This is a genomic window from Limnoglobus roseus (assembly GCF_008254045.1).
Lineage (GTDB): Bacteria > Planctomycetota > Planctomycetia > Gemmatales > Gemmataceae > Limnoglobus > Limnoglobus roseus.
The window spans coordinates 1,737,752-1,762,825 of record NZ_CP042425.1 but is presented as its reverse complement, the minus strand read 5'-3'; the positions used below and the strand labels follow the sequence as shown (position 1 = coordinate 1,762,825).

The following is a 25,074-nucleotide window of genomic DNA, read 5'->3' as shown; positions in this document are numbered from 1 at the left end:
AATTCGGCTTCTCTCGGTGTTCTCTGTGCCCTCTGTGGTGAAATCGCCTTTCGTTGGCCCCGGCCGGTCGAACCCTCGTCTTGTATCATGATCCGGTGGAATCGCCGCCGCTCAGCGTTATCGTCTGCACGTACAACCGGGCCTCGTACCTGCCCGCGTGTCTCGGGTCCCTCCGCGCTGCCGGCGTACCGGGACTGGAAATCGTCGTCGTCGATGACGGCTCCACCGACGACACGAAAGCCGTCGTCGAAAAACTGAACGGCCCCGACGTTCGCTACGTCTACCAGACCAACAAGGGCCTTTCGACGGCCCGCAACACCGGCATCGCCGCCGCCCGCGGGCGGTACGTCGCGTACCTCGATTCGGACGACCTGTGGCTGGCCGGCGTCGCCCCGAAGTTGATCGACTTCCTCGACCGGCACCCGGAAGTCGGCGTGGCCTTCACCGAGGCGAAGGTCGGCAACGACGCCGAGGGGTTCACGCCGTGGACCGAGTGGGCCGGCCGCGACGAGTTCAAGCAACTGCCGCACGCCATCGTCGACGGCTTCCGCGTCTTTGATCGCACCGCGTTCCACCGTCAACTCATCCGCCGCAACCTCGTCTTCACCGGGGCCGTATTCCAACGGCGCGAAGTGCTGGCCGAGGCCGGCGGATTCAACCCGAAGCTGAACGCAGCCGGTGATTGGGAACTGTACCTGCGGATCGCGGCCCGGCACGTCTTCGCGTTCTGCCCGGACCCGTTGGCGATCTACATTCAGCACCCGGCCCAGATGACCACCGGCTGGGACAAGATGGCCCTCGAATTCTGCGACACCCGGCGGGCGCACCTGGCCAGCGGCGTGCCCCTCGGGGCGGATGAAGTCTCGCTGTTGAAGCAGACCCTCCGCGGCGAACTTTTCTACTACGCCTACCTCGCCTACGACCGCAGGGATTACCGCGAGGCGAACCGGCGGTTCGCCCAACTGCTGCGCGAGTGCGGCATGGACAAAAAGGCTCTCGCCTATTGGGGCCTGACGTGCCTGCCGCGGCCGATGACGCAAGGCGTGCGGTCGCTCCGCGCGTTGTTCGTCCGCGACGACGGCGTGCGGGTCGGCCCGCAGCCGTGGGCCCCGGCGGCGCGGGCGGGCAGGAACGCGGACCAGTGATTTTCACCAAGGAAGCCAAGACATGACCCGGCGGTACGTTGAGCAACTCCGCGACGGCGATTCCCTCGACGACGTGTACCTCGTCACCGACAAGCAACTGCGGGCCAACCGGAACGGCAACCTGTACGTGCAGATGGAACTCCGCGACCGCACCGGCGGCATGTCGGCCCGCATGTGGAACGCCGGGGATGCCGTGTACCGCAGCTTCGACAACGGCGACTTCGTCCACGCCGACGGCAAGGTGCAGAACTTCCAGGGTTCCTTGCAGATCGTGCTGAACCACATCGAAAAGGTGGAACACCAGAAGATCGACCTGCACGACTTCATGCCGCACACCGAGCACAACGTCGGCAAGTTGCTCGAACGCCTCCGCGACTACCTCATGCGGCTGAACAGCCCCCACCTGCGGGCGCTGGCCGAGTGCTTCCTGATCGACGACCCGTTCATGCGAAACTTCTCCGCCTGCCCGGCCGGCGTGAAGTTGCACCACGCCTACGTCGGCGGCCTGCTCGAACACACGGTCACGATGATGGACATCGCCGACCGCCTCGTGGCGTTCTACCCCGGCACCGACCGCGACCTGCTGATGATGGGCGTCTTCCTGCACGACGCCGGCAAGACGAAGGAATTGTCTTACGCCCGCACCTTCGGCTACACCGACGAGGGGCAGTTGGTGGGGCACATCACCATCGGCGTCGAGATGCTGAACGAGATGATGCCGCGGGTGGAAGAGCTAACGGGCGAAGCCTTCCCGCGGGAACTGCTGATCCGCCTGAAGCACATGATCCTGAGCCACCACGGCACGCTGGAGTACGGCAGCCCGAAGATCCCGATGACGCCGGAAGCGATGCTCTTGCACTCGATCGACATGATGGACACGCGGATGCACATGGTCCTCCGCGACCTGCGGGAAGACCGCAATAACCAGACCGCGTGGACGCCGTTCAACGTGACCCTGCAACGCCGCTTCTACAAGGGCGGCCCGAACGGCGACCTCTACGCCGACACGCGGGACAGTTACGACTGAATTTGGCGAGCCGAGCGGCGTAAGCCGCCGGGTGACTGGCCCAGCGATTCACCCGGCGGCTTACGCCGCTCGGCTCGCCCGATCACTTCTTCTCCGCTTCCGGTTCCAGGATCAGCCACACCTTCGACGTGACCGGCGGGATCTTCTCGGTGTTCGCCCGGTAGATCAGGAAGGCGTCGTCCTTCGACACCTGCACCGGCAAGTCGAGCATCGAGTCGAAGTCGTTCGACAGGCCCAGCACGGAGCCGTTGTTGGCACTGTAGAAGGGGACCGCCTTCGGGTCGTCCGGGTTCTGCACCAGGCGGCCGCCGGCGAAGACCCAATCCTCGGTCATCGTCTTCTTCGTCTTGATGTTCGACACCCAATCTTGGGCCGGGTGCGTGAGCGTCTTGCCCTTCAGGTTGTAGCAGACGCTCACCTTGATCGTCTGGCCCGTGGGGGCTTTGAACTCGTCCTCCATCGTCTTCGGGTTCACGAACTGCACGGGCGTGCCGATCTTCGCCCCGGCCGCTTCGAGGGCACTGTGGATGAACCGCGAGTCCATCGCGCACCGCAGGATCGCCTCGTGTTCCTTGGTGCTTTTCTTCGTCAGGAAGACTTCGAGTGGCCCCTCGCGCAGGCACACGTCCGTCTCGACGAGCACCCGCCGCGTCTTGTCCGGCTTCTTCTCGAAGTACAGCGACTTGTCCGCCAGCAACGGGATCAACTCCGATTTCGGGTCGGCCTTCGGCACCGGGGGCAGCTTCTCGCCCTCCGGCACTTCCTGCGCGAACAACGGCAGTCCGACGGCCAGCACCGCGAGCGAGACGAGAAAGCGATTCATGGTTCACCTCGGGGTTCATCGTATCCGAAGCATGCGCGGATTGCACGCGGCGTGCCAGGAAGCGTAACTATTAGAACCCCGAACGGAAGCGACGGGGTGGTGTGCCTTCCCCCGTCGCTTCCGCTCTAGGTTTCAACCGGCGGCCGTCATTCGCCGGACGAATTGCGCTCACGCTCGGGCATGTCGTGACCACCCTCAGACCTGCGAGAGACGCTCCCGGTACAGTTGCGCGTCGCCACTTTCGAAGCAACAAAACGTCACCGTCTTCGGCGAATCGTTGCCGGCCAGCCACTCCAGTACCGCGTCCACGGCCACCGCACACGCCGCCGCCTTCGGGTAGCCGTAAACGCCGGTGGAGATGCACGGGAACGCGATCGACTCCACCGACCGCTCGGCCGCGAGTTTCAGGCATTCGCGGTAGCACGACCGCAGCAAGTCCGGCTCGCCGCTGCGGCCGTCGGCGTAGACCGGCCCGACGGTGTGGAGAACAAACTTCGCCGGCAACCGGTAGCCCTTCGTGACCTTCGCCCGCCCCGTCCGGCAGCCGTCGAGGGTGCGGCATTCTGCGAGCAACTCCGGTCCGGCCGCCCGGTGAATCGCGCCGTCCACGCCGCCGCCGCCGAGCAAACTCTCGTTAGCCGCGTTGACGATGGCATCGACCGCCAGCTTCGTGATGTCGCCCTGCACGACGCGAACGCGGGGGAGGATTTGCGATTGGATGAACATACTCCGCTCCGGTGCGAATGCGCGAACCTCTCTGGCCTTTGCTATATCGTACATCGACAACCGACCGAACAATTCACCCCCGCGCACCTTGCCGAGACCGTACCGATGGCTTCCGAGACGATTGCCGACACACTCGCCTTGATTCGAGAGCGGCCCACGGACGCGGAACTCTACCAACAACTCGGGAAATTATACTTCCGCGCGGGGGAGATAGACGAGGCTCGGGAAGCCTACGAACGGTCCCTGGAACTCGATCCCGACGACCCGTTCGGCCACCTCTACCTCGGCAACTACTTTTACGCGAACGGTCAGCATCAAGAGGCTCTGAACTGCTTCCGGCGTGGTACCGAACTCGATCCCGACGCGGCGATCGGGCACTCACTTCAAGGCGATGCCTTCAAAAAACTCGGGCAGTTCGATCAAGCCGCAGAGGCGTATGAAACGGCGGTGCGCGTCGAACCCGACAACGTGACTGTGATACGAAAACTGGCAGAGTGGCGTGGGTACGAGAAAGAAACCCTCAGTTCTCACGGCCGGGAAGCAATCCGTCTTGCCATGCACAAGGACCAAGCCGCGACAACCGTGGCGTTGGCGTCGCGATGGCTCCAAACCCACCCCGACGACCTGACCGTGATTTACGACTACGCCGAAATGCTCTACCACATGGCACGGTACGACGAGGCGATCCGCGTCTACCGAGATGCCATCGACCGCTTCCCCACCAAACGCTGGGCGTTGTACAACCAAATGGGGCACTTGCACCGATACCGCGGGGAGCTTGCGATTTCCGAGCAGTGGTACCAGAAGGCGATCGCGGAGGATACCGACGAGGCGGCGAGTTTCATTTTTCAGGGTGCCGTACAAGCCCGCCAGGGGAAACTGCAACAGGCGGAAGAAACCCATCGCCGAGCAACGCAATGCCCGGAAGGGTGCATCGACGAGGCGTATCTCAACTTGGGGTTGGTCTTGCGGGGTCAGGGTCGGCTCTCTGAAGCCGCCGCGTCGTTTCGGAAGGCGCTCGAACTGTGCCCGAAATACCCCGACGCCCTTGAGGCGTTACAAGACGTGGAGTCGGCGTTACGGCTTTCTAGCGACGGGGAGTAGTTCACCCGGCAACGAACCGCGTCATGCCTCCCATTTCGCAACGATAACGCCCACGTCATCGGGCAGTCGGCCGCTGCCGTATCGGACTGCGTCGATCAGCTGTTTCGGCAGACGCTCCAATGTCTCACTTTGAAGTAGCCCGACGATCCGTTGCCGGTCGGCGTATTTCGTCAGACCGTCGGTGGCGAGCAGAAGGGTTCCCGCCAAATTGAGGTGGGCGAACGGAACCGGCCGGGCAACGCCCGACCCGAGCCACGGCTTCGGCTCGCTTCCCGTCGCCAGTGAGTGGCACTGATTCTCGATCGCGACCCAGGCCACGGAATCGCCGACGGCCACACCGATGATTCCCGCGGCCGACAAAGCAGCGATGACCGCGGTGGTTTCGCCGACAGTCGCTTCCCCGGCCATTTGCTGGTCGAGTTGCCGGAGCCACGTCGCCCAGGATCGCAAGTCCAGCGGAGAAGCGATCGCCTCCGCAAGTGATCGAACGGCTTCGATCACGGCATCCGCGGCCGCCGCCCCACCGCTTCGCCCACCGACGCCGTCGGCCACCACTGCGAGACAGCCGAAGGGCGTGGGAAAGACGGCCGCTCGATCTTCCCCGGCTGCCCGGTACGATTCGACGGCGAGTGAAGTTTGCCAGGTCATGGCTTCAGCAGCGTCTTCGGCAGTTCGTAGGGCGAGTCCTTCGGCTTCCGTTGATCGAGAAAGTACGAGGTGATGAGGGCCGCGTGCTGCGGGGTAACGCCCTCGGTGCGGCGGCCGCCGTGGACGCCGGGGCCGTAGACCAACAGCGGCACGTGGCGGTCGTAGTCGTGCGGGCTTCCGTGCGTCGTGCCCTTCGACTTCAGTGGGTCGCCGATCAGGTGGTACGGTTTCAGCACGATGTACAGGTCGCCGGACCGGCCGGGATAAGCCGACCGCTGCACCATCCGCAGCACGTCGTCGGGATGGGTGGCCTTCGCAATCTCCTCGGACGTAAACGCCGTTTCGATGCCGGGCTGCTGCTTGAGCCACTCGGCCACGCTCCGCGTTACGTCAGCCAACTTCAGGTTCTTCGCCTCGACTTGCCGGAGGTTGAGGTACACCCACGGCGGGGCCACGCTTTCCAGCCACACGCCGGCCTTCTGGTCCTTCGTCCCCGGTCGCGGCACGTTGGCCTTGCCGAAGGTCTTTTCCAAGTGGCTCTCCATCCCAGCGATCAGTTTCACGCTGCTGACCCGCGTGGCGTCCTGCGCCTCCGGGATCGTCTTCGCGGCCACTTCCGGCATCGAACCGACCCCGTGGTCGGCCGAGATGCACACCGAGTAGCTGCCGTTGCCGACGACCTTGTCGAGGTATTCGAGCAGGTCACCGACGACTTCGTCGGACCGCAGCGTCACGTCCAGCACTTCCTGCGAATCGGGGCCGAAGGTGTGACCGATCAGGTCGTTCGACGAGAAGCTGATGGTCAGCAAGTCCGGCACGTCGTCCTGGCCGAGGCGCTCCTCGGCGATGCACCGCTTCGCGAACGCGAGGAGCAGTTCGTTGCCCATCGGCGAGGCGGTGAGGGCGTCGTAGTACTCCTTCTGGAGCTTCGCCTTACCGCCGGTCAGGTTGTGCGGGAACGTGATGCCGAGGCCGCCGTAGTTGCTCTCCGCGGCCACGTCGTCGGGGCCGCTGAACTGAGCGTAGTTCAGGCCCGGCCGGCTGCGAATCCAGTCCTTGCCGAACCAACTGTCAGCGACGTGCGAGTTGTTAAAGTTCTCGACCCACTTCGGCAGGGTGTCGGTGTAGTACGTGGACGTGACAAACTGGCCGTTGAACCAGAACGCCCCGTCGGGCCGCTTGCCCGTCGGCAGGATGGCCGCCCGGTCCTTCAGCGACAGGCCGAACACCTTCCCTTTTCCGCGGGTCTGCCGCTTCAGCACGTCGGCAACGGTCTCGGCCATCATCTTGTCGGGGTTGCCGACCGACTTCGACTTCGAGCCGGACTTCGGCGCGGGCACGAACTCGTAGCGGTCGGACCCGGCACAGTACACCGTGGCGGCCGACGCGCGCTCGTACCAGTCGTTGCCGATGATGCCGGTCTTGTCGAGCGTCGCCCCGCTGAGCAGGGCCGAGTGGCCCGGCCCGGTGATGGTGCTGGCGTAGGGGTAGTAGCAATTGACGAACCACGCGCCGTCCTTCTGGATGCGCTGGAACCCGCGGGTGCCGAACAACGGCCGCCACTTGTCCACGTAGTCGGCCCGCATCTGGTCGAAGACGATCAGCACCGCGAGTTTCACCGGCCGCTTGGCGGGCCGGGGGCCGTCGGCCGTCGGCGAGTCAGCGGGTTGCGGGCGAACCACCGTCACAAGGCCGGCGAGCGCGACGATGGCGGCGAAGAGGGTGAGGCGCGGCATGGGTGAGGTCCGATGTGACGACTTGTGGAGCGTCTTTCCCTCCCTCGTGGCGGGTCGGCCAACGGCCGGCCGTTGGCCGACCCGCCACGAGGGAATCGAAATTACCCTTCCAGGAACCATTTCATCAGTCCCCAACCCGGGTCAAAGTTCTTCGGGCCGGCCGCGGCGGAAACTTCATCATAACTCGTCTGCCCGCTCGCCGGAATGCCCGCGCCGGCCGCTGCGAACGCGACCGCCCCGTAGGCGTGCGCCCGCGTCTTGAGCGTCGTGCGGTGGTCCGGTTCGACGAGGATGCGCCAGTCGCCGTACTTCGGTAGTGCGTCCAACATCGGGCCGACGATCGCCTCGTCGATGCGCTCGAGCGCCTTCACCTTCTCGTCGGCCTTCCCCTCGTGGGACGCCTCGTCGGGGGCTTCCACGTGAACGCAGACGAGGTCGTAGTCCTTCAGTGCGGCCACGCCGTAGCGACCCTTCGCGGCGTAGTCGGTGTCGAGGTAGCCGGTCGCCCCCGGCACGTCGATGCGGCCCCAGCCGATGAGCTGGCCGACGCCGCGGACGAGGTCCACCGCCGAGATGATCGCCCCGCGCTTGCCGTAGACCTGTTGGAACGGCTCCACCACCGGCGCTTTGCCCTGGCCCCACAGCCAGACTTGCGTGGCCGGCTTCTTGCCTTCCGCGATGCGCCGCTGGTTGACCGGGTGGGCCGCAAGGATCGGCTTGCTCGCTTCCATGAGCGCGTTCAAAATGTCGCCGCCCGGCCCCTTCGGCAGATACTTCTCGACCAACTGGTCCGGCACGTCGTGCGGGGCTTGCGTCTTGATGCCGACGAACGGCGACTCGGCCGACTTGCCGCGCCACACGAGGATGTTGCGGTACTGCACGCCGGGGTGGAATTCGAGGATTCCGCCCGCGACTTCCTTCCCGCCGAGTTCCTTGTGAATCGCCTGGATCAGCGGCCCGCCGTCCTCGCTGGAGATGTGCCCGGCGGTGAAGTCCCGCATGTGGCCGTCGGGCACGTACACGAGGTTACACCGGATGGCCCAATCGTTCGGCCCGAGCTTGATGCCCATTGCGGCCGTTTCGAGCGGTGCCCGGCCAGTGTAAACCTTCAACGGGTCGTAGCCGAACAGCGACAAGGTCGCCACGTCCGACGCCGGCGTTAGCGTCGGTGGTACGTTGTTCGACAGCCCGACGAGACCGAGTTGCGCGACCCGGTCCATGTTCGGCAGCTTCGCCGCTTGAAGGGGGGTGAGGCCGCCGAGCGCGTCCACGGGTTCGTCGGCACAGCCGTCGGGGATGATGATGGCGTATTTCATGGGGGAGATTCTAAGAACCGCGGGCCGAGGGGCGAACGACTTCTTCGGGCGTGGGCGGCCGTCGCCGCGGCTTGACTCCTTGTCTGGCGATCAGGTGTCGATATATCGACCTTCCTCCCGCCTGCGTCCCATTCGCCCTCTGATCCCCACAAGGCTTGCCATGCGTTCGCGTCGAACCGGCTTCACCCTGATCGAACTGCTCGTCGTCATTGCGATCATTGCCATCCTCATCGGCTTGCTCCTCCCGGCGGTGCAAAAAGTCCGCGAGGCGGCCGCCCGGTTGAAGTGTACGAACAACCTCAAGCAACTCGGGCTGGCCCTGCACAACTACGAAGGCTCGTACCAGAAGTTCCCGCCGTTGTACCCGTACACCGCGCCGAACTCCACCGCCCAGGACTACAAGTACACCTGGAGCGTCCTGGCCCAACTCAACCCGTTCCTGGAACAGACGGCCATCTACAACGCGATGGACCTGAAGCAGCCGATCTACACGGGATCGCCGGCGACCGTCACCGCCGCGAATCAGTTCGCCGTCGCCCAGAAGATTCCGCTGTTCCTCTGCCCGTCGGACCGGGCCATCGCGGTGAGTACGGCCTACGGTGTGACGGACATCGGCCCGACGAACTACGTGGCCAGCCACGGGTCGGGGTTGAGCGGCGGCGGGTACGGTTCGCCGGTCGCGGCGGACGGCGTCTTCCCGGTGCAGTACGGGGTCACGGTCACGGCCATCTCGGACGGCACCTCGAACACCGCCGCCATGTCCGAGAGCATCCTCGGCGACGGAGCCGAGAGTACCACCACCCAGCCGGGCGACGAGCGGACGGCTTACAAGTACACCGGGTACTCGGGCACCCTGCCCAGCGACACGAACTGTGCCGGCACGCCGACGAGTTGGAATGGGTCGAACCGCCGCGGGTTCATGTGGGCGTCCGGCGAGGCCCGGTGCGTGAGCTACAACCACTACTACACGCCGAACAGCAAGAACTTCGACTGCGTCGCCAATGACCCGACCGCGGCGAACTTCACGTACACGGCCGTCGGCTACCGGGCAGCACGCAGTCGCCACACGGGCGGCGTGAACCTCCTCCTCGCGGACGGCAGCGTGCGGTTCGCCCGCGACACCGTGGACGCCACGCTGTGGCGGGGGGCCGCGACCCGCAACGGCGGCGAACCGATCGGAGAATATTAAGCTCATGGGACGGGATGAAGCATCGGCCGCGTCTCGCTGGGTTTGGGTCCACGTCGGCGTGGCCGCTCTGGCGATGGCGGCCACCCTCCCCGGCCGCACGCACGGCCTGGGGCTGTTCACGGAACCGATTCTGAAATCGACCGGGATCGGCCGCGAAACCTACGGCACCGTGAACCTCGTCGCGACCCTGGTCGGCGCGCTGTTCTGCGTGCCGGCCGGGTTCTTGCTCGACCGCCTCGGCCCGCGCGTCGTTCTCGGCCTCGTCGCGTCGCTGCTCGCGGCCACCGTGACGCTGATGAGTCAGTGGGAACCGCTGACGCTCGTGCCGTTGGCCGCGTTCATCCTGCTGACACGCGGCCTCGGTCAGAGCGCGCTGTCGGTGGTCAGTTTGGCGCTCATCGGCAAGTCGTCCGGCCGCGATTCGCGGTGGGCGGTCGGCGCATATTCGTGCCTGGTCACGGTGTTCTTCATGGGCGCGTTCGGCGTACTGCGGGACGTGGTGAAGACAAACCCCGACGAGTGGCGCGGCCCGTGGTTCGGCATCGGCATGGGCGTTCTGATCGCCGGCGTTGTCGGCGCGCTCGCGGTCCGGCCGTCGGTCCTGCGGGCGAGTACGTCGGGCGAGGCTGCCGCCCCGAGCCGGACGTTCGGCGAAGCCCTGCGGACCGGCACGTTCTGGGCGTTCGCCCTCGGCACGTCGTTCTACGGGATGGTCGCGGCCGGCACGTCGCTGTTCAACGAGTCGATCCTGAAGGAACGCGGGTTCGCCAAAGACATTTTCCTGAACGCCACGGTTGTCGGCATCCCGGTCGGCCTCGTGGCGAACCTCGGCGGCGGCTGGCTGTCCACGAAGGTACACATCGGCCGACTGTTCGCCGGGGCGCTGGTGGTGTTCTCGGCGGCTCTGGCCGTCTTCCCGCAAATCGTGGCCGAGTGGCAGGTCTACGCCTACGCGATGACGCTCGCGGCGGCCGGCGGGGTCATCACCGTCTGCTTCTTCAGCATCTGGCAGCGGGCGTTCGGGCCGGCGCACCTCGGCCGCATTCAAGGTGCTGCCCAACTCTTGACGGTACTGCTCTCCGGGTTCGGCCAGTGGCTGTTCCCGGCAGTACAAGCCCGGTTCACCGAGTACGCGCCGCTGTTCCCCTTCCTGGCGGGCGGCAGCGTTCTCCTGGCGGTGTTCGCGTGGGTCGCCCCGGTGTCGATCGCGGAAAGGAACGCACGATGAGCCGAACGGCGTGGGAGCGGGACGGGTTCGTGATCGCCCGCGGGGTGTTCTCCCCGGAGGAAATTCAGGCCGCGGCCGCCGACGCAGATCGGGTCGAGCGGGAGTTCAAGCACCTCGTCTCGACGCAGAACCGCCGCTGTCGGTGGCAGGACAACGTCTTTACCGGCGAGTGTCAGTTCGACGCCTTCGACCCGATCATCGACCTGTCGCCGGCGTGTGCCGCCCTGGCCCGCGACCCGCGGTTGCTGAGCCTGCTGAACGACCTGTACGGCGAGCCGGCGTTCTTGTTCAAGGACAAGCTCATCTTCAAGCACCCCGGCGCGAAGGGGTACGCCCTGCACCAGGACTGGATCGCGTGGGGAGATACGTTCCCGCGGAGTTTCCTGTCGCTGCTCGTCCCGCTTGACCCGGCCGACGAGGAAAACGGCTGCACCATCGTCTACCCCGGCTACCACCACAACGGCTCGCTGACGGCCGAGGACGGCAACTACCACGAACTGCCGGCCGACACCGTGGACGAATCGCGGGCGGTGCCACTGACGTTGGCCCTCGGCGACGTGGCGGTCTTCGGCGGGTTCACACCGCACCGCTCGAACGCGAACCTTGCCGACCGGCCGCGCCGCCAACTCTACTTCAGCTACACGAAAGAGTCCGACGGCGGCGACCTGCGCGAACGACACTACAAAGACTTCCAGGAGTGGCTCGTCCGCAAGTACGAAGAGTACGGCAAGACGGGCACCTACTTCGAATGACCGAGGGCACGAGATGATCCGCTTCCACTTGTCGCTGAACGTGACCGACCTGGAAAAGTCGGTGGCGTTCTACCGTGCCCTGTTCGGCGTCGAGCCGGCGAAGCTGCGGGCCGACTACGCGAAGTTCGAGACCGCCGACCCGCCGCTGGTGCTGTCGCTGGAACCGACGCCGCGACCGATCGGCGGGCCGCTCAACCATCTCGGGTTCCGCTTCCCGGACTCGGCCTCGCTGGTGGCGATGCAAGTCCGGCTCGAAGCGGCCGGGTTGCGGTCGCAGCGGGAAGAGGGCGTCGAGTGCTGCTACGCGAAGCAGACGAAGTTCTGGCTGCACGACCCGGACGGCACGATGTGGGAGGTGTACACCCTCGACGGCGACATCGACCACCGCGGCGAAGGGCAGACGCTTGAGATGGTGAAGGGCACGGCCGTCCCGCCGGTCGTGTACGAACACCGGATGACCGGCCCGCTGCCGGACGCGATCCCGATGGCCGCCGCGACCGCCGACGAAGTCCGGCTGCGCGGCACGTTCAACCTGCCGCTCTCCGACCGCGAACGGGATGCGGTGCTCGCCGAATCGCTGCGGGTGCTGAAGCCGGGCGGCCGACTGTTCATCCACGTCTTGACGGGTGAGTCGGCCGTGGACTCCCCGAACCTGCCCGGCCCCGCGTCGGCCGTGCGGCACGTGCCGGTGATGGCCGACATGGTGCGGTCGATCGAGTCGGCCGGGGCCGTCGGGCTGAAGACGCTGAAGTACGGCGACAAGCCGTGCTTCGTGCGAAACGCCGTCGCGATGCGCGAAACGCAAATCGAGGCGTTCAAGGCACGGTAGTGGAAGAGTGATGGCGTCCCGTTGATGGGCACTCGTGCGTGGAAATTATTCTTCGTTCTCTTTCAACGTGCGGCCGTTTCGGTCCCGCCACTCAATCCAACCGTTTGCAGATCTGCCTAAAACAACGCCTGCTGCACCCGAAGGGGTCACAAACAGGTGATCTCGGGTGAAAGTAAACATTCCATTGGCAGGGCTGAGTATCCCCTCTGCTAGAAGCCTTTGGCGGGCGTTTACAACCGAATCAGGAGTTGATGGCACCTCGGAACCCGAGGCAACGGAGTTTTTCAACACAACAAACCCTTCATTCGACAACAGACCTCTTGCGGCAGCTCCCCTCGAAGAGGTAATCACGTACTCTTCCGCGGAAGTTGCCGTCGGGCTGACGAGGGGTTCAAAAATCTTGTAGCCGAGCGTTCCGACCAAGAGCTGAAGATTCTCAAAGAACTCCGTCATCACCGCCCGCTCCATCTCGGAAATAACGGGGCAGTTCGGGGTGTTGCCGTTTTGGACTTCGTACCGACCGACCTCAACAGCCTTCGCGTAGATGGTGAACTCCAGAAACTTGATGTGAGCCTTGTTTGAGGTTGTCATCCTTGCTGACGAAAACAAGTGCTTCGGTCCAGAAGTCCTTCTCTTGATGTTGAGGTATCCGGGAAATCACTTCCTCAGCTTCACCGACGTAGACGCTGTTGATCTCGTTGCGAGCGTCGTCCCGGCCGAACAAGAAGTATACTCCAGCCTTTCGTAGATCGGAGCGGTCGGCCGACTCCTTTAGCAAGCGACGCGGAATCTTGAACGCCTTGCCCGCCCAGTTGAAGAGTTCACACGCGATGCGGCCATCGGGAACTCCGTCAATTAGAAAGAGGGACATCGCACGACCGACGGGCATCGAATTACCTCACGATTGTCGTCCGCGATTGGGTATCCACCGCCGGTCCGCAAAGTCTCCGCGTCGCTGGTCTTCACTCCGAATTCCGCACTCCGCATTGGTTATTCCCACTCGATCGTCGCCGGCGGCTTGCTGCTGATGTCGTAGACGACGCGGTTGACACCCTTCACGCGGTTGATGATCGCCGTCGACACGCGGGCGAGCAAGTCGTGCGGCAGGTGGCTCCAGTCGGCGGTCATGAAGTCGTCGGTCTGCACGCAGCGGATCGCCACCGTGTTCTCGTAGGTGCGGCCGTCGCCCATCACGCCGACGCTCTGCACCGGCAGCAGCACCGCGAACGCCTGCGAGGTCTTGCGGTACCACCCGGCCTTGTGCAGTTCGTCGAGGAAGATCGTGTCGGCCTTGCGAAGCGTGGCGAGTTTCTCGGCCGTCACTTCGCCGAGGCAGCGGACGGCAAGGCCGGGGCCGGGGAACGGGTGCCGCCAGACCACGTCTTCCGGCAGGCCGAGTTCGATGCCGAGGCGGCGGACTTCGTCCTTGAACAAGTCGCGGAGCGGTTCGACCAACTCGAAGCCGAGTTCGGCCGGCAGTCCGCCGACGTTGTGGTGCAACTTGATCGTCGCGGCCGGGCCGTCCTTCGAACCGCCGCTCTCGATCACGTCCGGGTAGAGCGTGCCCTGTGCCAGGAAGTGCGCGTCGGGGATCGCCTTCGCCTCGTTCTTGAAAATCTCCACGAACACGCGGCCGATGATCTTCCGCTTTTCCTGCGGGTCGGTGACGCCCTGCAACGCCGCGAGGAAGTGCTCGGAAGCGTGAACCACGCTCAGGTCGGCCTTGTACCAGTCGCGGAAGGTGTGGCGGACGAGGTCGGTTTCGCCCTCGCGCATCATGCCGTTGTCCACGTAGATGCACGCCACCTGCGGGCCGATGGCCTTCACCAACAGGGCCGCGCACACGGCCGAGTCGACGCCGCCGGACAGGCCGCAGATCACCCGCTTGTCGCCAACTTGGGCGCGAATCGTCTGCACGGTTTCTTCGATGAAAGTCTGGATCTTCCACAGGCCGCGGCAACCGCACACGTCGCGGAGGAAGTTCGCGAGGATCTGCCCGCCGTGCGGCGTGTGGCTGACTTCTGGGTGGAACTGAATGCCGTACACCGGCCGCGACGTGTGCTTGACCGCGGCGACGGGGCAGGTGTCGGTGCTGGCCAGCGGGACGAAATCACCGGACATGGTGTGGACCTGATCGCCGTGGCTCATCCACACGGTCGATTCCGGCGGGTAGCCGCGGAAGAGTTGGTCCGCGTTCGTCACGTTCAGCGTGGCCCGGCCGTACTCGCGGGCGGCGGCCGGCGCGACCTTGCCGCCGAGCGTGTGGCAGGCCAACTGCATCCCGTAGCAGATGCCGAGGACCGGGATGTTCAGGTCGAAAATCTTCGGGTCGCACTTCGGGGCCTTGGCCTCGTACACGCTCGACGGCCCGCCGGAGAAGATGATGCCCTTCGGGTTGAGTTCCTTCACCCGCTCGGCCGTGATGTCGTGCCGGACGAGTTGGCAGAAGACGTTCTGCTCCCGCACCCGCCGGGCGATGAGTTGCCCGAACTGCGAGCCGAAATCGAAGACGAGGACGAGTTCTTGGTTCATTGTGATGTCCGACAATTTAACCACAGAGGACACAGAGAGCACAGAGTTAAGAGAACATCGAGATTAGAGAACGATTCGTTTGATGCCGTCCTTGAGTAGTTTCACGTTGAAGTTCAAGAGAAGTCCTTTCCGCAGTCCCGTTAGCTTCAAATAGGTTATCAGTTGAGCGTCGTGGATCGAATGAAGGTGTTCAACTGCTTTTAACTCCACGATTAGTTCGTTAGAAACGACCAAATCCAATCGGAGATCGTCGCCGAGGTGATGCCCTTTGTAATGGACCGGCACAGGCTGTTCGGACGCGAATGGGATGGCGCGCAGGGCCAATTCGTGCCGGAGTGCGCGATGATACAGCACTTCCAGCAATCCGGGGCCGAGCAATTTATGAACCTCAATGGCTGCACCGATGACGGCCGCGCTCAAAGGATCCCGCTCTTCCATTTCTCCTACCTCTGTGCTCTCTGTGTCCTCTGTGGTTAATTCTTGCTCCCTAGTTCAGTGGCCCGCTTCGCGGCCGCTTCGACGGCGTCCATCGCGGCGGCGCGGAAGCCGGCCCGTTCCAGGGCGTGAAGGCCGGCGATGGTCGTGCCGCCGGGCGACGCGACGGCGTCCTTGAGGGCGGCCGGGTGGGTGCCGGTTTCGAGGACCATCTTCGCGGAGCCGAAGACCGTCTGGGCCGCCAGTGACAGGGCAATGTCACGGGGCAGGCCGACCCGCACGCCGCCGTCGGCCAGGGCTTCGATCAGCACGTAGACGAAGGCCGGCCCGCTGCCGCTGAGGCCGGTCACGGCGTCAAGTTGGCTTTCCGGGACGGCGTAAGCCTTGCCGACGGCGTTGAAGAGGCGGGCGACGAGGTCACCGTCGGCCTTCGTCGCGGCCGGGCCAACGGCGAAGCCGGCGGCGCTCGCCCCAAGCAAGCACGGCGTGTTCGGCATCACGCGGACCAGCCGTGTGTTGGTACCGAGGTTCTCGGCGAGTTGCTTGAGAGTAATGCCGGCCGCGATTGAGACGACGAGCTTCTTGTCGGTCAGCGATGAGCGAACCTCGGCGAGGGCCGCACTCATCGTCTGCGGCTTCACGGCCAGGATGATGACATCAGTCTTCGCGACGACTTCCGCGTTCGACTCGACGGCCCGCACGTTGGTCGTGGCCGTGAACTTCTCGCGGGGGGCCGGGTACGGATCGCTGGCGGCACTGCGGTTCGCGTCGAGCAGTCCGGCCGCGGCCCACCCCTTGGCGAGGGCCGTCGCCATCTGCCCGGCCCCGAGGAAGCCAATCGCGAGCGGGGTTGTCATCGCTTCAGCCTCAAGGCGTGTCCTGGAACAAGCCATCATCATAGCAACTTCCGGCCGCGGGCGGAAATGCTGGCGGTTTAGCCGGCCGGCGGATATACCATCGCGAACCCTCCCAACCCGCACGGCTGAGAATGCCCATGTCCAACCCCTCCACGCCCCGCACCGGCTGGGCCAGCCTCAAAGACCTCAACGGCTACCAGTGGTTCGTGTTCATCGTGTGCTGCCTCGCCTGGGACCTGGACTGCCTCGACCAACAACTGTTCGTCCTGGCCCGCGATCCGGCCATCGGCTCGCTCATGGGCAAAGCCGTGTCCGACCCGGAGGTCGGCAAACTCGGCGGTTACGCGACGGCGGTGTTCATGATCGGCTGGGCCATCGGTGGCATCGGCTTCGGCGTGCTGGGGGACCGAATCGGTCGCGTGAAGACGCTGACCGCCACCATCGGTCTGTACGCACTCTTCACCGGTCTGAGTGCGCTTTCGACCGGCGTGATCGACTTCATGTTCTACCGACTGCTTACCGGCCTCGGGGTTGGCGGGGCGTTTGCAGCCGCCGTCGTGCTGCTGGCCGAGACGGTGCCCGATAACGCGCGACCGTACATTCTCGGCATGTTTCAGGCGTCCAGCGTCATCGGCAACTGCGGGGCGGCACTGATTAGCATGGGCCTCGGGTCACTGCAGAAGAGCGGCAGCTTCCCAGCCGGGGAGTGGCTCACGCCGTGGCGGGTGATGTTCCTCATCGGCATCATCCCCGGCATCCTGCTCGCCATCGTTCAGTTCACGCTGAAGGAACCCGAGAAGTGGAAGGCAATGCGGGCGGCGGAAGCGGCGGGTGTACGGCCGTCGCCGTGGCAGGCGTTCTTCGGAACACTAACCGCCATCCTGACGACGCCGCCGTGGAATAAGCGGGTGTTGCTCGGGCTTTTGCTCACGAGCGCCGGTGTGATCGGCTTGTGGGGCATCGGCTTCTTCTCGCCGCGGCTCACAACACTAGCTCTGGAAAGCACTTTGAGGGCGGAAGGATTCGACGGGGCCGAACTGAGCGGGGAACTCGGCAAGTGGCGGGGCATCACGTCGCTCGTTCAGAACCTCGGCGCGTTCCTCGGCATCTTCGCGTTCAGTTGGGTGACGGGCATCCTCGGCCGCCGGCCGACGTTCGCGATTTTCTTCGTCCTCGCCGCCATCGCCACGTCCTACACGTTCTTCAACCTGCGGACCCGCGACGACATCTTCTGGATGATCCCGATTATGGGCTTCTGCCAACTCGCGCTCTTCGGCGGCTTCGCCATCTACCTGCCGGAGTTATTCCCCACGCGGTTCCGCAGTACCGGCACAAGCTTCTGCTACAACGCCGGTCGGTTCCTGGCTGCAACGGGACCGTTCACGTTGGCCCAACTCACGTCCACGGTGTTCGCCGGCTACGGCAATGATGCATTCCGCTACGCCGGCGTAACGATGTGCAGCGTCTTCCTGTTGGGTCTGATCGCCCTGCCGTTCCTGCCCGAGACGAAGGGTAAGCCTCTGCCGGAGTGATTTCAGTAGGAAGTAAGCTGTCATCAAATCCTCTGTCATTTGACGGAGGATTCTTTCATTTTTCGGGGCTACACGGCACCGCCGACCGGGGGCCGATTCTATGGTGTAAGACACCGCGTTCGATGTCCATAGACTGGCCCAAGGTTACTATGTCTCAGGCACTCCTCGCGAAGCGTCAGGCTTCTCCCCAAATCACCCTCAAATCGGTTCCGCTCAACCAGAAACTCTTGGCGGACCTGGAGAAGATTGAAACGCTGCCGCACCTGTCGGACACGGTCATTAAGGCCATGACGCTGGCCAACGACCCGAACAGCACCCTCGCCGACATGGCCGCTTTGATCTGCCGCGACACCCTACTGGCCGCAACGGTATTGAAGATCGCCAACAGCCCCGTCTACGGTGGGAGCGTGCCAATCGCCGACGTTCGGCTGGGCGTCAACCGGCTGGGGCTTCGCGGCTGTGCGAACCTGATCTCGTCCATCGGCCTGACCGGCCTGTACTCGAAGCACCCGCTGCCGGTCCGCGTGGCGTGCGAAACGATCCTCCGGCACTCCCTGTTCACAGCACTCCTGGCCTCGGCGGTGAACCGCGTTCTGCGGCTCGATTTGCAAGGCGAGGAGTTCACCGGGGCGTTGCTGCACGACATCGGCCGACTGGTGATTTGCGTGAAAGCCCCCGACCACTTCGCGGCGGCCAACCTGTCGAACTTCGACGAAGCCGAGAACGTCTGCGCGGAAGAGCGGGGGGTTTACGGGACCGACCACTGCGCCGTTGGCGGCATGTTCGCGATCAAAAATAACTTGCCGAAGGCGCTCGGTCGCGTGATCTCGAACCACCATACCCCGGCCCGCGAGCCGCATTTCCGTGAACTCGTCGGCCTGGTCGCGTTCGCCGACGCGCTGGCGAACCACATCCAATCCCAGCACAACGTGCAGAAGTTTGACCTGGCGGCGGCGGTCGGCTTCTCGGAAATGAGCAAGGGTCTCGACCGGGAGCGGTTGTCGCAACTCCGCGAGAAGCTACCGGCCATCGCGGTCGAATCGGTTCGCGAAGCCCGCCGCTTGATGAAGACCCTATCGCCCTGATGACCCGCCTACCGCCCGGCCGCGGGCGGCAATTCCATCGGCTCGATGCGGACATCGTCGAAGAACGCGAACCCGATGCCGGTGAGGGCGAATGTTACCGCGAGCTTGCCGTCGGCCTTCACTTGGCGGTAGAGGTAGTACTGCTTCCACTTGAACGGTTCCAGCCGGACCGCGAGCGGCTCACTGCCGACACTGTCGAAGACCAACGCCCCGTCGGCGCTCCCCTTGATGTCCGAGCTCAGTGCCCAGAAGCTGACCCGCGCCCACGACCCGGGCGGCAGGGCGACGGCCGGCGTGTCCACGGCGAGCGAGACGCGCTCGAGGGCCGTCGGGGGTCGGAATTCTTTCGGGTTCTTCTCGTCTTTCGGGATGACCGCCGTAACGAGCAACCGCAGGCAGTGCCGGCCGAGGTTCGGGGCGCCGGGCGGGACGGGGTCCGATTCTTTCCGCCCGCCCCGGAGGACGTCGGAGACGTTGATGATCGTCGCCCCCGCTTTCACGGCGTCCAGGTGGGTTTCGCGGGTCGTCCAGCCCGGCAGCGAGTTCACGGCCGCCCCCTCCTCCGGAGCCTTAACGCTCAATTCGAAGTCGCCGTACCGGAGCAGGTTCCCGCCCGGCCGTGCCCCCTGAATGCGGCGGGCCAGTTCCCAGTGCTGCGGCAGCGTGTAAAAACTCACCGCGTAGGGGCTGGAGGTCGGCGTGCTCAGAACGACGGTGGCGTTCTTCCAGTGCTCTCGCATGAGGACCCGCACCGGCCGCAGGGCCGTCCGCGAGTCGCGGTAGGCCACGTCCGGCTGGTTGTTCGCCATCGCCTTCACCGCCCGCTCGATCGACAGCCGCGCCTGGGCGAACAGTTCGTCGGCCCCGCGGACCGGCGGCGCGACGCCGGCGAGTTGTTCGTGGACCGCGTGCACCTTCTCGTAGATTTCCTTCGCCTGCTCGATGGCCAGTTGGGCCGCCCGCTTCGCGGAACCGTTGCGGATGTTGTCCTGCCAGCGGACGACCAACCCGTCCGGCGTCAGGTCGCTGGTGAACACGATCGCGGCCGTCAGGTCGAACTTCGGGATGGTGACCTCGACCCCGCCCGGCACCGACCGCACGCCCCCGGTCGCTCGAAGGTTCTCGTAGTTGGCCGGTGTCAACAGCCACGGGTCGGCCCCGTCCGGCACGAGCGGGACGGTGATTTTCAGCCCGTCCATGGACCCCTGGTCCATGCAGAACTGCGACTGCGGCCCGACCCACACCGGCAGGACGATAATGCCCCGCTTACCGCGGAGTACGGCCGCCTTCACAAAGAAGTTGTTGGTCGGCACCCACATCGTCTTCTCGTCTTCGACGCCGAAGAGCACCGGCTCGAGCAGTTCGAGTTCCGTGTTCAATAGGTACAGTTCGATCATCCGGTCCCGGCCGGACGAGTTCGACGCGGCCAGGTCCGGCGTCAGGAACTCGTCGGTCCAGAAGCCGAGGCCGCGGTACCCGGACGCGAGGCCAAGGTACGTGAGCAAGCGGATCTGTTCGGGCTGCGGGCCGAGCGGGGAGTCCAGGTGGCCCGGCTTCGCCTTACCGGTGGCGAGGGCGAGGTACCACTCGGGCATGTGGGTCTGAATCCACGTCCACATCAACTTGCCGGGCGAGGTCAGCGCGCGGCGTTGGAGCAGCCACTCGCGGTACTTGTCGAGTTCCAGGCTGGTGAAAAGCGGCCAGCGGTGGCTGCCGATCACGTCGAGGTGTTCCGAGTAGGCCGAGTACCCGTCCCACAGGTCCACGCCGCGGGGCCGCCGCGGGTCGTACTCGCGGATCGACTCGGACGTGCGGGCGACGGATCGCAGTTGTTCCGTCGTCCGGCCCGCCCCGAGGTCCCACAGCAAAACGCCGTCACCGGACCGGAAGCGGCGGAAGTTTTCGATCAGTCGGTCGGCGTCGCGGCCGACGCTGATCGGCGTCTCCGAGCCGGGGTCGCCGCTGCCGACGACCGGCACTTCGGCCAGGACCATGAACGAGTTGTTCACCACCGCGTCATCGACAAGGGCCGCATCGACGTTAGCGGGGAAGGCGATCGTGTTGAAATTGAAGTCCCGCAGCCCCTTCAGCGACTGGCCGGCGTGCCGCACCGCCCGCATGAAGAACGGCTTCTTGTCGATGAGAATCCGGCCGGCGACGAACTCGACCGAGTACGGGTGGGCCACGCCGTTGGGCAGCGTGCCCGGCGGCGCGTCGAGTTTGCCCGGGGTCTTCGTGCGGCTGACCGGCCGGCCGATGCCCTTGAGCGGCTTCTTCGGGTCCACCGTGCACGGGCCGATATCGAGGTCGTCGATCCAGACCTCGTTGATACCCGGCCCGGCGTAGACGTTCAGGATCAATTGGTCGATGTACGCACCCGCCGGGTCGATCTCGCGGCCGAGTTGCGCCCGCAGAACCGGGAGTTGCTTTCGCAGGGCGTCGGCCGGCTTGCCGATCGTCAGCCGGTGCCACGACCGGATGCGCTCGTCCGGGTAGGTGTCGCCGACGATGACCGTGGTCAGCGGCGTTTCCGGCGCCTTCGGGTCGCGTTCCTTCGGCAGCACCACGCGGGCCCGCAGTTGGATGCCGGACCGGAAACTCTTCACCCACACGCTGGCCGTCGGCTCCTCGCCGGCGGCACCCTGGACCGGGCAGGCGGGCGTGTCGTATGTGTAGTAGACGAACTCCGCGTCGGCCTTGTTGCTGGCCGGTTGCGCCTCGACCTTCAAGTATTCCGACGACGGGGCGTTGAAGTACGAGTTCGCGACGATCCGATGGTCACGCTCGGTGACCTTCATGTTCGTGGCCCCGGCGACCCACGCCGGCTCCCGGCCGGCGAAGCCGTCCCGGTGGACGTGCCCGCGGTCGGCCTCCGGCTGTTGGGCGACCACCACGGCCGCAAATCCCGCGACCGCCACGACGACCCAGACGAGGAAACGCTGACGCATACCACACGCTCCGCACGGGGCAGACTCCCGGACAGAGGCGTATACCCCATTCGCGAAAGCAGCGGAAGGCGAAGTGAAAACCGGCACTGGTCTCGATTCGCGATTGACACCCGCCCCCGCCCCCGGTATCACCCGTCGTTCTCAAGAGCCGGTGTTTCCCGTTGGGTTGGGGGAAAACGCGACGGACCAAATGGCCCGGCTCGCTTCAGGAGGAAGTTCCATAATGCGATTCTTCAACCGTCGGGCGGCGGCGATTCTCACGAGTTCGATCCTGGCGGCCAGCGCTTCGGCCCAAGCTCCCGTGACGCCGCCGCCGGTCACACCCGCAGCACCTGCCGCACCCGCAACTCTGCCGCCCGCCACGGCGACCCCGATGACCGGCACCGTCCCGCTGCCCTCCGTCGCCCCGGTCGAACCGGCGAAGCCCGAACCGCGGCCGACCGGCGTCGCCGCGAAGGTCAACGGGCAAGAGATTCCCGAAGTCGCGGTCTACCGGGCCCTCCGCCAGTTTCCGGCCGAGGAGCGCGAGATCGCCCGCAAGGAAATTCTCAACCACCTGATCGAAAACTACATCATCGACCAGTACCTCAACGCCCTCAAGATGACGGCCGAGCCGGCGGAAGTGGACAAGCTGATCGAGGAACTGAAGGGCGAGTTGAAGAAGGGCAGCGTCGACTACCAGAAGCAACTCGAACAGATGATGCTGACGGAAGCCGAGTTCCGCGTGGAAGTCGCCGCCCAGATGAAGTGGGACAAATTCCTGAAGCAACAGGGCAACGACGCCGAACTGAAGAAGCTGTTCGACGCCAGCCCGGACGTGTTCGACGGCTCGACGGTTCGCGCCCGGCACATCCTCATGACCCCCGGCACCGACGCCGCGAAGGTCGACGAGGCCAAGAAGACGCTCGCCGCGATCAAGCAAACGATCGAAGCCGAAGCCAAGAAGGCCGCCGACGCCGCCCCCGGCGACGCGATGGCGAAGGAAACGGCCCGCACCAAGCGCGCCGACGAACTCTTCGCGGCCTACGCCCAGAAGTATTCGTCCTGCCCGTCGAAGAAGAACGGCGGCGACCTGAGCTACTTCCCGCGCGTCGGGGCGATGGTCGAGCCGTTCGCGAAGGCGGCGTTCGCGCTGAAGCCGTTCGACATGAGCGACGTGGTGACGACCGAGTTCGGCCAGCACCTCATCATGACCACGGCGAAGAAGGCGGGCACCCCACGGAAGTTCGAGGACGTGAAGGAAGACGTCCGCGGCGTGTACGCCGTGCGGTTGCGGGACGCCGTCGTCGGCCAGATGAAGCCGAAGGCGGAGATCGTCATCAACGCCGCCCCGGCGACCACGACCCCCGCCAGCGCGACCGTGCCCGCGACGGCCGTGCCGATGAAGTAACCTCGGAAACGGACAGCGTTGGATTCGCCGCCGGCTTCATGCCGGCGGTTCTTTTTTCCCCAGGGCGGACGCCATGCGAACGATTGTCTTCACCGTGCTGTTGCTCGTCGGCTCGAACACCTTCATGACGATCGCGTGGTACGGCCACCTGAAGCACAAGGACAAGGCGCTCCTCACCGTCATGCTCGTGAGTTGGCTGATCGCACTGCCGGAGTACCTGCTCCAAGTGCCCGCGAACCGCATGGGATCGGACGTCCTCACCGGCACGCAGCTCAAGCTGATTCAGGAAGTGGTGACGCTCGCGGTCTTCGTAGTCTTTGCGTGGGTGTACCTGGGCGAAGCACCGACGTGGCGAACGGCGGCGGCCTTCGCGCTGGTCGTCGCGGCCGTCGCGCTCGTCCGCGGCGAAGGGAAGAAGCCGCCCGAGGACGACGCGCCGAAAGTGGAAGCGAGCGAACGCACTGATTGAAGGCGAGCGGCGTGAGCGCGACGTGCCTGTCTGTGTGGGAACCACGCCCCGCTTACGCCGGGCCACTCGCCTTCTCGTCTTCGAACTTCTGCGGCAGCCACGCTGCTAGCACTAGTATCGCGAACGCCAGGCTGATCGTCACGAAACTGAGGCCGAGGCTGACGAGGTGCCACGTCGCGAACTGCTCGATAGCAGCTTTGGCGATTTCCGAACTCGGATCGAATCGGGCCAACCGCAGGCGGCTGACCACGTCGGAAATCCACCACCCCGCCGCGACCGACAAGGACGCCATCAGCGCCAGTAGGAACCGCAGGCGGTGCTTGTTCGTCGTCGGATCTGTGTTTCTCCAGGTCCACGCGGTCGCCAGTACGACAACCGCACACACGAGTTGCATTGCGAAATACTTCGGAAAGATCGGCCCCACCGCCGCCCCCGCGAGGGCACGGCCGAGGTCGTCGTGTAACTTTGCTATCTGTTCGGGGGTTGCTCCCGGCGCGCTCGGAACGATCGCCATGTTCGCGGTGCGGTCGCTCGGGGCCGTTTGCACCACGCCCTTGAAGGTGTCGAAGATGCTCGGCGCGGCCACGAAGTTGAAGAACCCGGCCCCGCCGACCCACAGCCCGGCCGCCACGACGTGCAGCACCCGCAGTAAATTCTGACGCATCAACCCATCTCCGATCTGGCTCTCCGTTCCGCGGATCAGTCGGCCGACGTTCGACCGATGACGGACGGCCACGAGTAGACTCCCCAACACGCAAAAACCCGTCACGACCGCGGACCCGCCGATGAGTAACTGCACCGCCGACAGAACCGCGACGGCCGCCAGGGACGCCAGCGACACCATCCGCGAGACCAACGCCGTCAGCAGCCACGTCGCGAGAGCCGCCGCGAACGGCACTGGCGCGAGCACGGCGACCGCCCCCGCCCCGGTGGCCACGCCTTTGCCGCCGCGGAACCGCAGGTAGACCGGGAACAGGTGGCCGAGGAACGCGAACGCGGCCGCCCCGACGCGCAGCACGTCCGCGGACCCGAACGTCGGCAGTACGTCACTGGAAACGAGGTTGGCGAGCGGAACGACGACGGCGACGGGGATCGCCCCTTTGAGGAAGTCCAGCACGAAAACGAGGATGCCGAATTTGCGGCCGAGAACGCGGCCGACGTTGGTGGCCCCGATGTTGCCGGAGCCGATTTTGAAGAGATCGACGCCCTTCCACCGGCCGACGAGGTAGCCGAACGGCAGCGCCCCGACGAGGTACGACATCAGCCAGAGGAGCGGAACCGTGAGCGACGCAGTCATGCGAAG

General features: G+C 65.1%; 23 protein-coding genes. 11 read left to right on the top strand and 12 right to left on the bottom strand.

What is annotated here, in order from left to right; translation table 11 throughout:
• Positions 1-80 precede the first annotated feature (80 nt).
• Positions 81-1,145: a glycosyltransferase family 2 protein gene (locus PX52LOC_RS07240; protein WP_168218853.1), complete on the top strand. Its 1,065-nt coding sequence runs from the start codon at positions 81-83 to the stop codon at positions 1,143-1,145.
• 22 nt (positions 1,146-1,167) lie between these two features.
• Positions 1,168-2,172, top strand: a complete 1,005-nt coding sequence (locus tag PX52LOC_RS07235) for a 3'-5' exoribonuclease YhaM family protein (protein ID WP_149109459.1) — start codon at positions 1,168-1,170, stop codon at positions 2,170-2,172.
• An 82-nt stretch (positions 2,173-2,254) separates the two neighbouring features.
• Here PX52LOC_RS07235 and PX52LOC_RS07230 read toward each other — a convergent pair whose 3' ends face one another.
• Both PX52LOC_RS07230 and PX52LOC_RS07225 read right to left on the bottom strand, forming a co-directional pair.
• Complete coding sequence (locus tag PX52LOC_RS07230; RefSeq protein ID WP_149109458.1) at positions 2,255-2,995, bottom strand: YdjY domain-containing protein; 741 nt, start codon at positions 2,993-2,995, stop codon at positions 2,255-2,257.
• Between the two features lie 195 nt (positions 2,996-3,190).
• On the bottom strand, positions 3,191-3,721 hold the full coding sequence (locus tag PX52LOC_RS07225) for an O-acetyl-ADP-ribose deacetylase (protein WP_149109457.1): 531 nt from the start codon (positions 3,719-3,721) through the stop codon (positions 3,191-3,193).
• 105 nt (positions 3,722-3,826) lie between these two features.
• Between PX52LOC_RS07225 and PX52LOC_RS07220 the strand changes: the two genes are divergently transcribed.
• Positions 3,827-4,825 carry a tetratricopeptide repeat protein gene (locus PX52LOC_RS07220; protein WP_149109456.1) on the top strand — a complete coding sequence of 333 codons (999 nt, stop codon included), beginning with the start codon at positions 3,827-3,829 and terminating at the stop codon, positions 4,823-4,825.
• A 21-nt stretch (positions 4,826-4,846) separates the two neighbouring features.
• Here PX52LOC_RS07220 and PX52LOC_RS07215 read toward each other — a convergent pair whose 3' ends face one another.
• From PX52LOC_RS07215 to PX52LOC_RS07205, 3 genes are all read right to left on the bottom strand, one after another.
• Positions 4,847-5,473, bottom strand: coding sequence for a SpoIIE family protein phosphatase (locus PX52LOC_RS07215; protein WP_149109455.1), 627 nt, complete (start codon positions 5,471-5,473; stop codon positions 4,847-4,849).
• Positions 5,470-7,209: an alkaline phosphatase family protein gene (locus PX52LOC_RS07210; RefSeq protein ID WP_168218852.1), complete on the bottom strand. Its 1,740-nt coding sequence runs from the start codon at positions 7,207-7,209 to the stop codon at positions 5,470-5,472. The genes PX52LOC_RS07215 and PX52LOC_RS07210 overlap by 4 nt, the downstream gene beginning before the upstream one ends.
• Positions 7,210-7,310: 101 nt before the next feature.
• Entirely contained in the window at positions 7,311-8,525 is a 1,215-nt protein-coding gene (locus tag PX52LOC_RS07205) for a cofactor-independent phosphoglycerate mutase (protein ID WP_149109453.1), read from the bottom strand.
• 160 nt (positions 8,526-8,685) lie between these two features.
• Between PX52LOC_RS07205 and PX52LOC_RS07200 the strand changes: the two genes are divergently transcribed.
• The 4 genes from PX52LOC_RS07200 to PX52LOC_RS07185 are packed head-to-tail and all read left to right on the top strand — an operon-like array spanning position 8,686 to position 12,523.
• A complete protein-coding gene (locus tag PX52LOC_RS07200; RefSeq protein WP_149109452.1) occupies positions 8,686-9,714 on the top strand; it encodes a DUF1559 domain-containing protein in 1,029 nt (342 codons plus the stop codon).
• A gap of 4 nt (positions 9,715-9,718) precedes the next feature.
• A complete protein-coding gene (locus PX52LOC_RS07195) occupies positions 9,719-10,942 on the top strand; it encodes an MFS transporter (RefSeq protein WP_149109451.1) in 1,224 nt (407 codons plus the stop codon).
• Complete coding sequence (locus PX52LOC_RS07190; protein ID WP_149109450.1) at positions 10,939-11,694, top strand: phytanoyl-CoA dioxygenase family protein; 756 nt, start codon at positions 10,939-10,941, stop codon at positions 11,692-11,694. The genes PX52LOC_RS07195 and PX52LOC_RS07190 overlap by 4 nt, the downstream gene beginning before the upstream one ends.
• 13 nt (positions 11,695-11,707) lie before the next feature.
• The gene (locus tag PX52LOC_RS07185; RefSeq protein WP_149109449.1) at positions 11,708-12,523 is read left to right on the top strand and encodes an ArsI/CadI family heavy metal resistance metalloenzyme; all 816 of its coding nucleotides are present in this window, start codon (positions 11,708-11,710) and stop codon (positions 12,521-12,523) included.
• A 45-nt stretch (positions 12,524-12,568) separates the two neighbouring features.
• Here PX52LOC_RS07185 and PX52LOC_RS07180 read toward each other — a convergent pair whose 3' ends face one another.
• From PX52LOC_RS07180 to proC, 5 genes are all read right to left on the bottom strand, one after another.
• Positions 12,569-13,114: a DUF4357 domain-containing protein gene (locus PX52LOC_RS07180; protein ID WP_149109448.1), complete on the bottom strand. Its 546-nt coding sequence runs from the start codon at positions 13,112-13,114 to the stop codon at positions 12,569-12,571.
• A complete protein-coding gene (locus PX52LOC_RS07175) occupies positions 13,050-13,412 on the bottom strand; it encodes a GIY-YIG nuclease family protein (protein WP_149109447.1) in 363 nt (120 codons plus the stop codon). The genes PX52LOC_RS07180 and PX52LOC_RS07175 overlap by 65 nt, the downstream gene beginning before the upstream one ends.
• Before the next feature lie 101 nt (positions 13,413-13,513).
• A complete protein-coding gene (guaA, locus tag PX52LOC_RS07170; protein WP_149109446.1) occupies positions 13,514-15,055 on the bottom strand; it encodes a glutamine-hydrolyzing GMP synthase in 1,542 nt (513 codons plus the stop codon).
• 63 nt (positions 15,056-15,118) lie between these two features.
• The gene (locus tag PX52LOC_RS07165) at positions 15,119-15,493 is read right to left on the bottom strand and encodes a GxxExxY protein (RefSeq protein WP_149109445.1); all 375 of its coding nucleotides are present in this window, start codon (positions 15,491-15,493) and stop codon (positions 15,119-15,121) included.
• A gap of 35 nt (positions 15,494-15,528) precedes the next feature.
• Entirely contained in the window at positions 15,529-16,347 is an 819-nt protein-coding gene (gene proC, locus PX52LOC_RS07160) for a pyrroline-5-carboxylate reductase (RefSeq protein ID WP_149109444.1), read from the bottom strand.
• A 137-nt stretch (positions 16,348-16,484) separates the two neighbouring features.
• On the opposite strand from proC, the gene PX52LOC_RS07155 reads away from it, so the two are divergent.
• Both PX52LOC_RS07155 and PX52LOC_RS07150 read left to right on the top strand, forming a co-directional pair.
• Positions 16,485-17,879, top strand: a complete 1,395-nt coding sequence (locus PX52LOC_RS07155; RefSeq protein ID WP_149109443.1) for an MFS transporter — start codon at positions 16,485-16,487, stop codon at positions 17,877-17,879.
• A 149-nt stretch (positions 17,880-18,028) separates the two neighbouring features.
• On the top strand, positions 18,029-18,964 hold the full coding sequence (locus PX52LOC_RS07150) for an HDOD domain-containing protein (protein WP_168218851.1): 936 nt from the start codon (positions 18,029-18,031) through the stop codon (positions 18,962-18,964).
• A gap of 8 nt (positions 18,965-18,972) precedes the next feature.
• On the opposite strand, the gene PX52LOC_RS07145 is transcribed toward PX52LOC_RS07150, so the two are convergent.
• On the bottom strand, positions 18,973-21,912 hold the full coding sequence (locus tag PX52LOC_RS07145) for a hypothetical protein (RefSeq protein WP_149109441.1): 2,940 nt from the start codon (positions 21,910-21,912) through the stop codon (positions 18,973-18,975).
• A 223-nt stretch (positions 21,913-22,135) separates the two neighbouring features.
• Here PX52LOC_RS07145 and PX52LOC_RS07140 point away from each other — a divergent pair, with 223 nt between their 5' ends.
• Both PX52LOC_RS07140 and PX52LOC_RS07135 read left to right on the top strand, forming a co-directional pair.
• Entirely contained in the window at positions 22,136-23,302 is a 1,167-nt protein-coding gene (locus PX52LOC_RS07140) for a peptidylprolyl isomerase (RefSeq protein ID WP_168218850.1), read from the top strand.
• A gap of 73 nt (positions 23,303-23,375) precedes the next feature.
• The gene (locus tag PX52LOC_RS07135; protein ID WP_149109439.1) at positions 23,376-23,771 is read left to right on the top strand and encodes a DMT family protein; all 396 of its coding nucleotides are present in this window, start codon (positions 23,376-23,378) and stop codon (positions 23,769-23,771) included.
• A gap of 52 nt (positions 23,772-23,823) precedes the next feature.
• On the opposite strand, the gene plsY is transcribed toward PX52LOC_RS07135, so the two are convergent.
• Positions 23,824-25,068 (bottom strand): glycerol-3-phosphate 1-O-acyltransferase PlsY, encoded by a 1,245-nt coding sequence (gene plsY, locus PX52LOC_RS07130; protein WP_149109438.1) that lies wholly within the window; start codon positions 25,066-25,068, stop codon positions 23,824-23,826.
• Between the last annotated feature and the right edge of the window lie 6 nt (positions 25,069-25,074).

What these genes read in the sequence shown, in the direction of transcription:
- PX52LOC_RS07195 (WP_149109451.1), top strand. Translation starts at nt 9,719, where the DNA reads ATGGGACGGGATGAAGCATCGGCCGCGTCTCGCTGGGTTTGGGTCCAC.
- PX52LOC_RS07145 (WP_149109441.1), bottom strand. Translation starts at nt 21,912, where the DNA reads ATGCGTCAGCGTTTCCTCGTCTGGGTCGTCGTGGCGGTCGCGGGATTT.
- PX52LOC_RS07230 (WP_149109458.1), bottom strand. Translation starts at nt 2,995, where the DNA reads ATGAATCGCTTTCTCGTCTCGCTCGCGGTGCTGGCCGTCGGACTGCCG.
- PX52LOC_RS07185 (WP_149109449.1), top strand. Translation starts at nt 11,708, where the DNA reads ATGATCCGCTTCCACTTGTCGCTGAACGTGACCGACCTGGAAAAGTCG.
- PX52LOC_RS07200 (WP_149109452.1), top strand. Translation starts at nt 8,686, where the DNA reads ATGCGTTCGCGTCGAACCGGCTTCACCCTGATCGAACTGCTCGTCGTC.
- plsY (WP_149109438.1), bottom strand. Translation starts at nt 25,068, where the DNA reads ATGACTGCGTCGCTCACGGTTCCGCTCCTCTGGCTGATGTCGTACCTC.
- PX52LOC_RS07215 (WP_149109455.1), bottom strand. Translation starts at nt 5,473, where the DNA reads ATGACCTGGCAAACTTCACTCGCCGTCGAATCGTACCGGGCAGCCGGG.
- PX52LOC_RS07175 (WP_149109447.1), bottom strand. Translation starts at nt 13,412, where the DNA reads ATGCCCGTCGGTCGTGCGATGTCCCTCTTTCTAATTGACGGAGTTCCC.
- PX52LOC_RS07235 (WP_149109459.1), top strand. Translation starts at nt 1,168, where the DNA reads ATGACCCGGCGGTACGTTGAGCAACTCCGCGACGGCGATTCCCTCGAC.
- PX52LOC_RS07140 (WP_168218850.1), top strand. Translation starts at nt 22,136, where the DNA reads ATGCGATTCTTCAACCGTCGGGCGGCGGCGATTCTCACGAGTTCGATC.
- PX52LOC_RS07135 (WP_149109439.1), top strand. Translation starts at nt 23,376, where the DNA reads ATGCGAACGATTGTCTTCACCGTGCTGTTGCTCGTCGGCTCGAACACC.
- PX52LOC_RS07180 (WP_149109448.1), bottom strand. Translation starts at nt 13,114, where the DNA reads ATGACAACCTCAAACAAGGCTCACATCAAGTTTCTGGAGTTCACCATC.
- PX52LOC_RS07220 (WP_149109456.1), top strand. Translation starts at nt 3,827, where the DNA reads ATGGCTTCCGAGACGATTGCCGACACACTCGCCTTGATTCGAGAGCGG.
- PX52LOC_RS07155 (WP_149109443.1), top strand. Translation starts at nt 16,485, where the DNA reads ATGTCCAACCCCTCCACGCCCCGCACCGGCTGGGCCAGCCTCAAAGAC.
- proC (WP_149109444.1), bottom strand. Translation starts at nt 16,347, where the DNA reads ATGACAACCCCGCTCGCGATTGGCTTCCTCGGGGCCGGGCAGATGGCG.
- PX52LOC_RS07150 (WP_168218851.1), top strand. Translation starts at nt 18,029, where the DNA reads ATGTCTCAGGCACTCCTCGCGAAGCGTCAGGCTTCTCCCCAAATCACC.
- PX52LOC_RS07205 (WP_149109453.1), bottom strand. Translation starts at nt 8,525, where the DNA reads ATGAAATACGCCATCATCATCCCCGACGGCTGTGCCGACGAACCCGTG.
- guaA (WP_149109446.1), bottom strand. Translation starts at nt 15,055, where the DNA reads ATGAACCAAGAACTCGTCCTCGTCTTCGATTTCGGCTCGCAGTTCGGG.
- PX52LOC_RS07225 (WP_149109457.1), bottom strand. Translation starts at nt 3,721, where the DNA reads ATGTTCATCCAATCGCAAATCCTCCCCCGCGTTCGCGTCGTGCAGGGC.
- PX52LOC_RS07165 (WP_149109445.1), bottom strand. Translation starts at nt 15,493, where the DNA reads ATGGAAGAGCGGGATCCTTTGAGCGCGGCCGTCATCGGTGCAGCCATT.
- PX52LOC_RS07210 (WP_168218852.1), bottom strand. Translation starts at nt 7,209, where the DNA reads ATGCCGCGCCTCACCCTCTTCGCCGCCATCGTCGCGCTCGCCGGCCTT.
- PX52LOC_RS07190 (WP_149109450.1), top strand. Translation starts at nt 10,939, where the DNA reads ATGAGCCGAACGGCGTGGGAGCGGGACGGGTTCGTGATCGCCCGCGGG.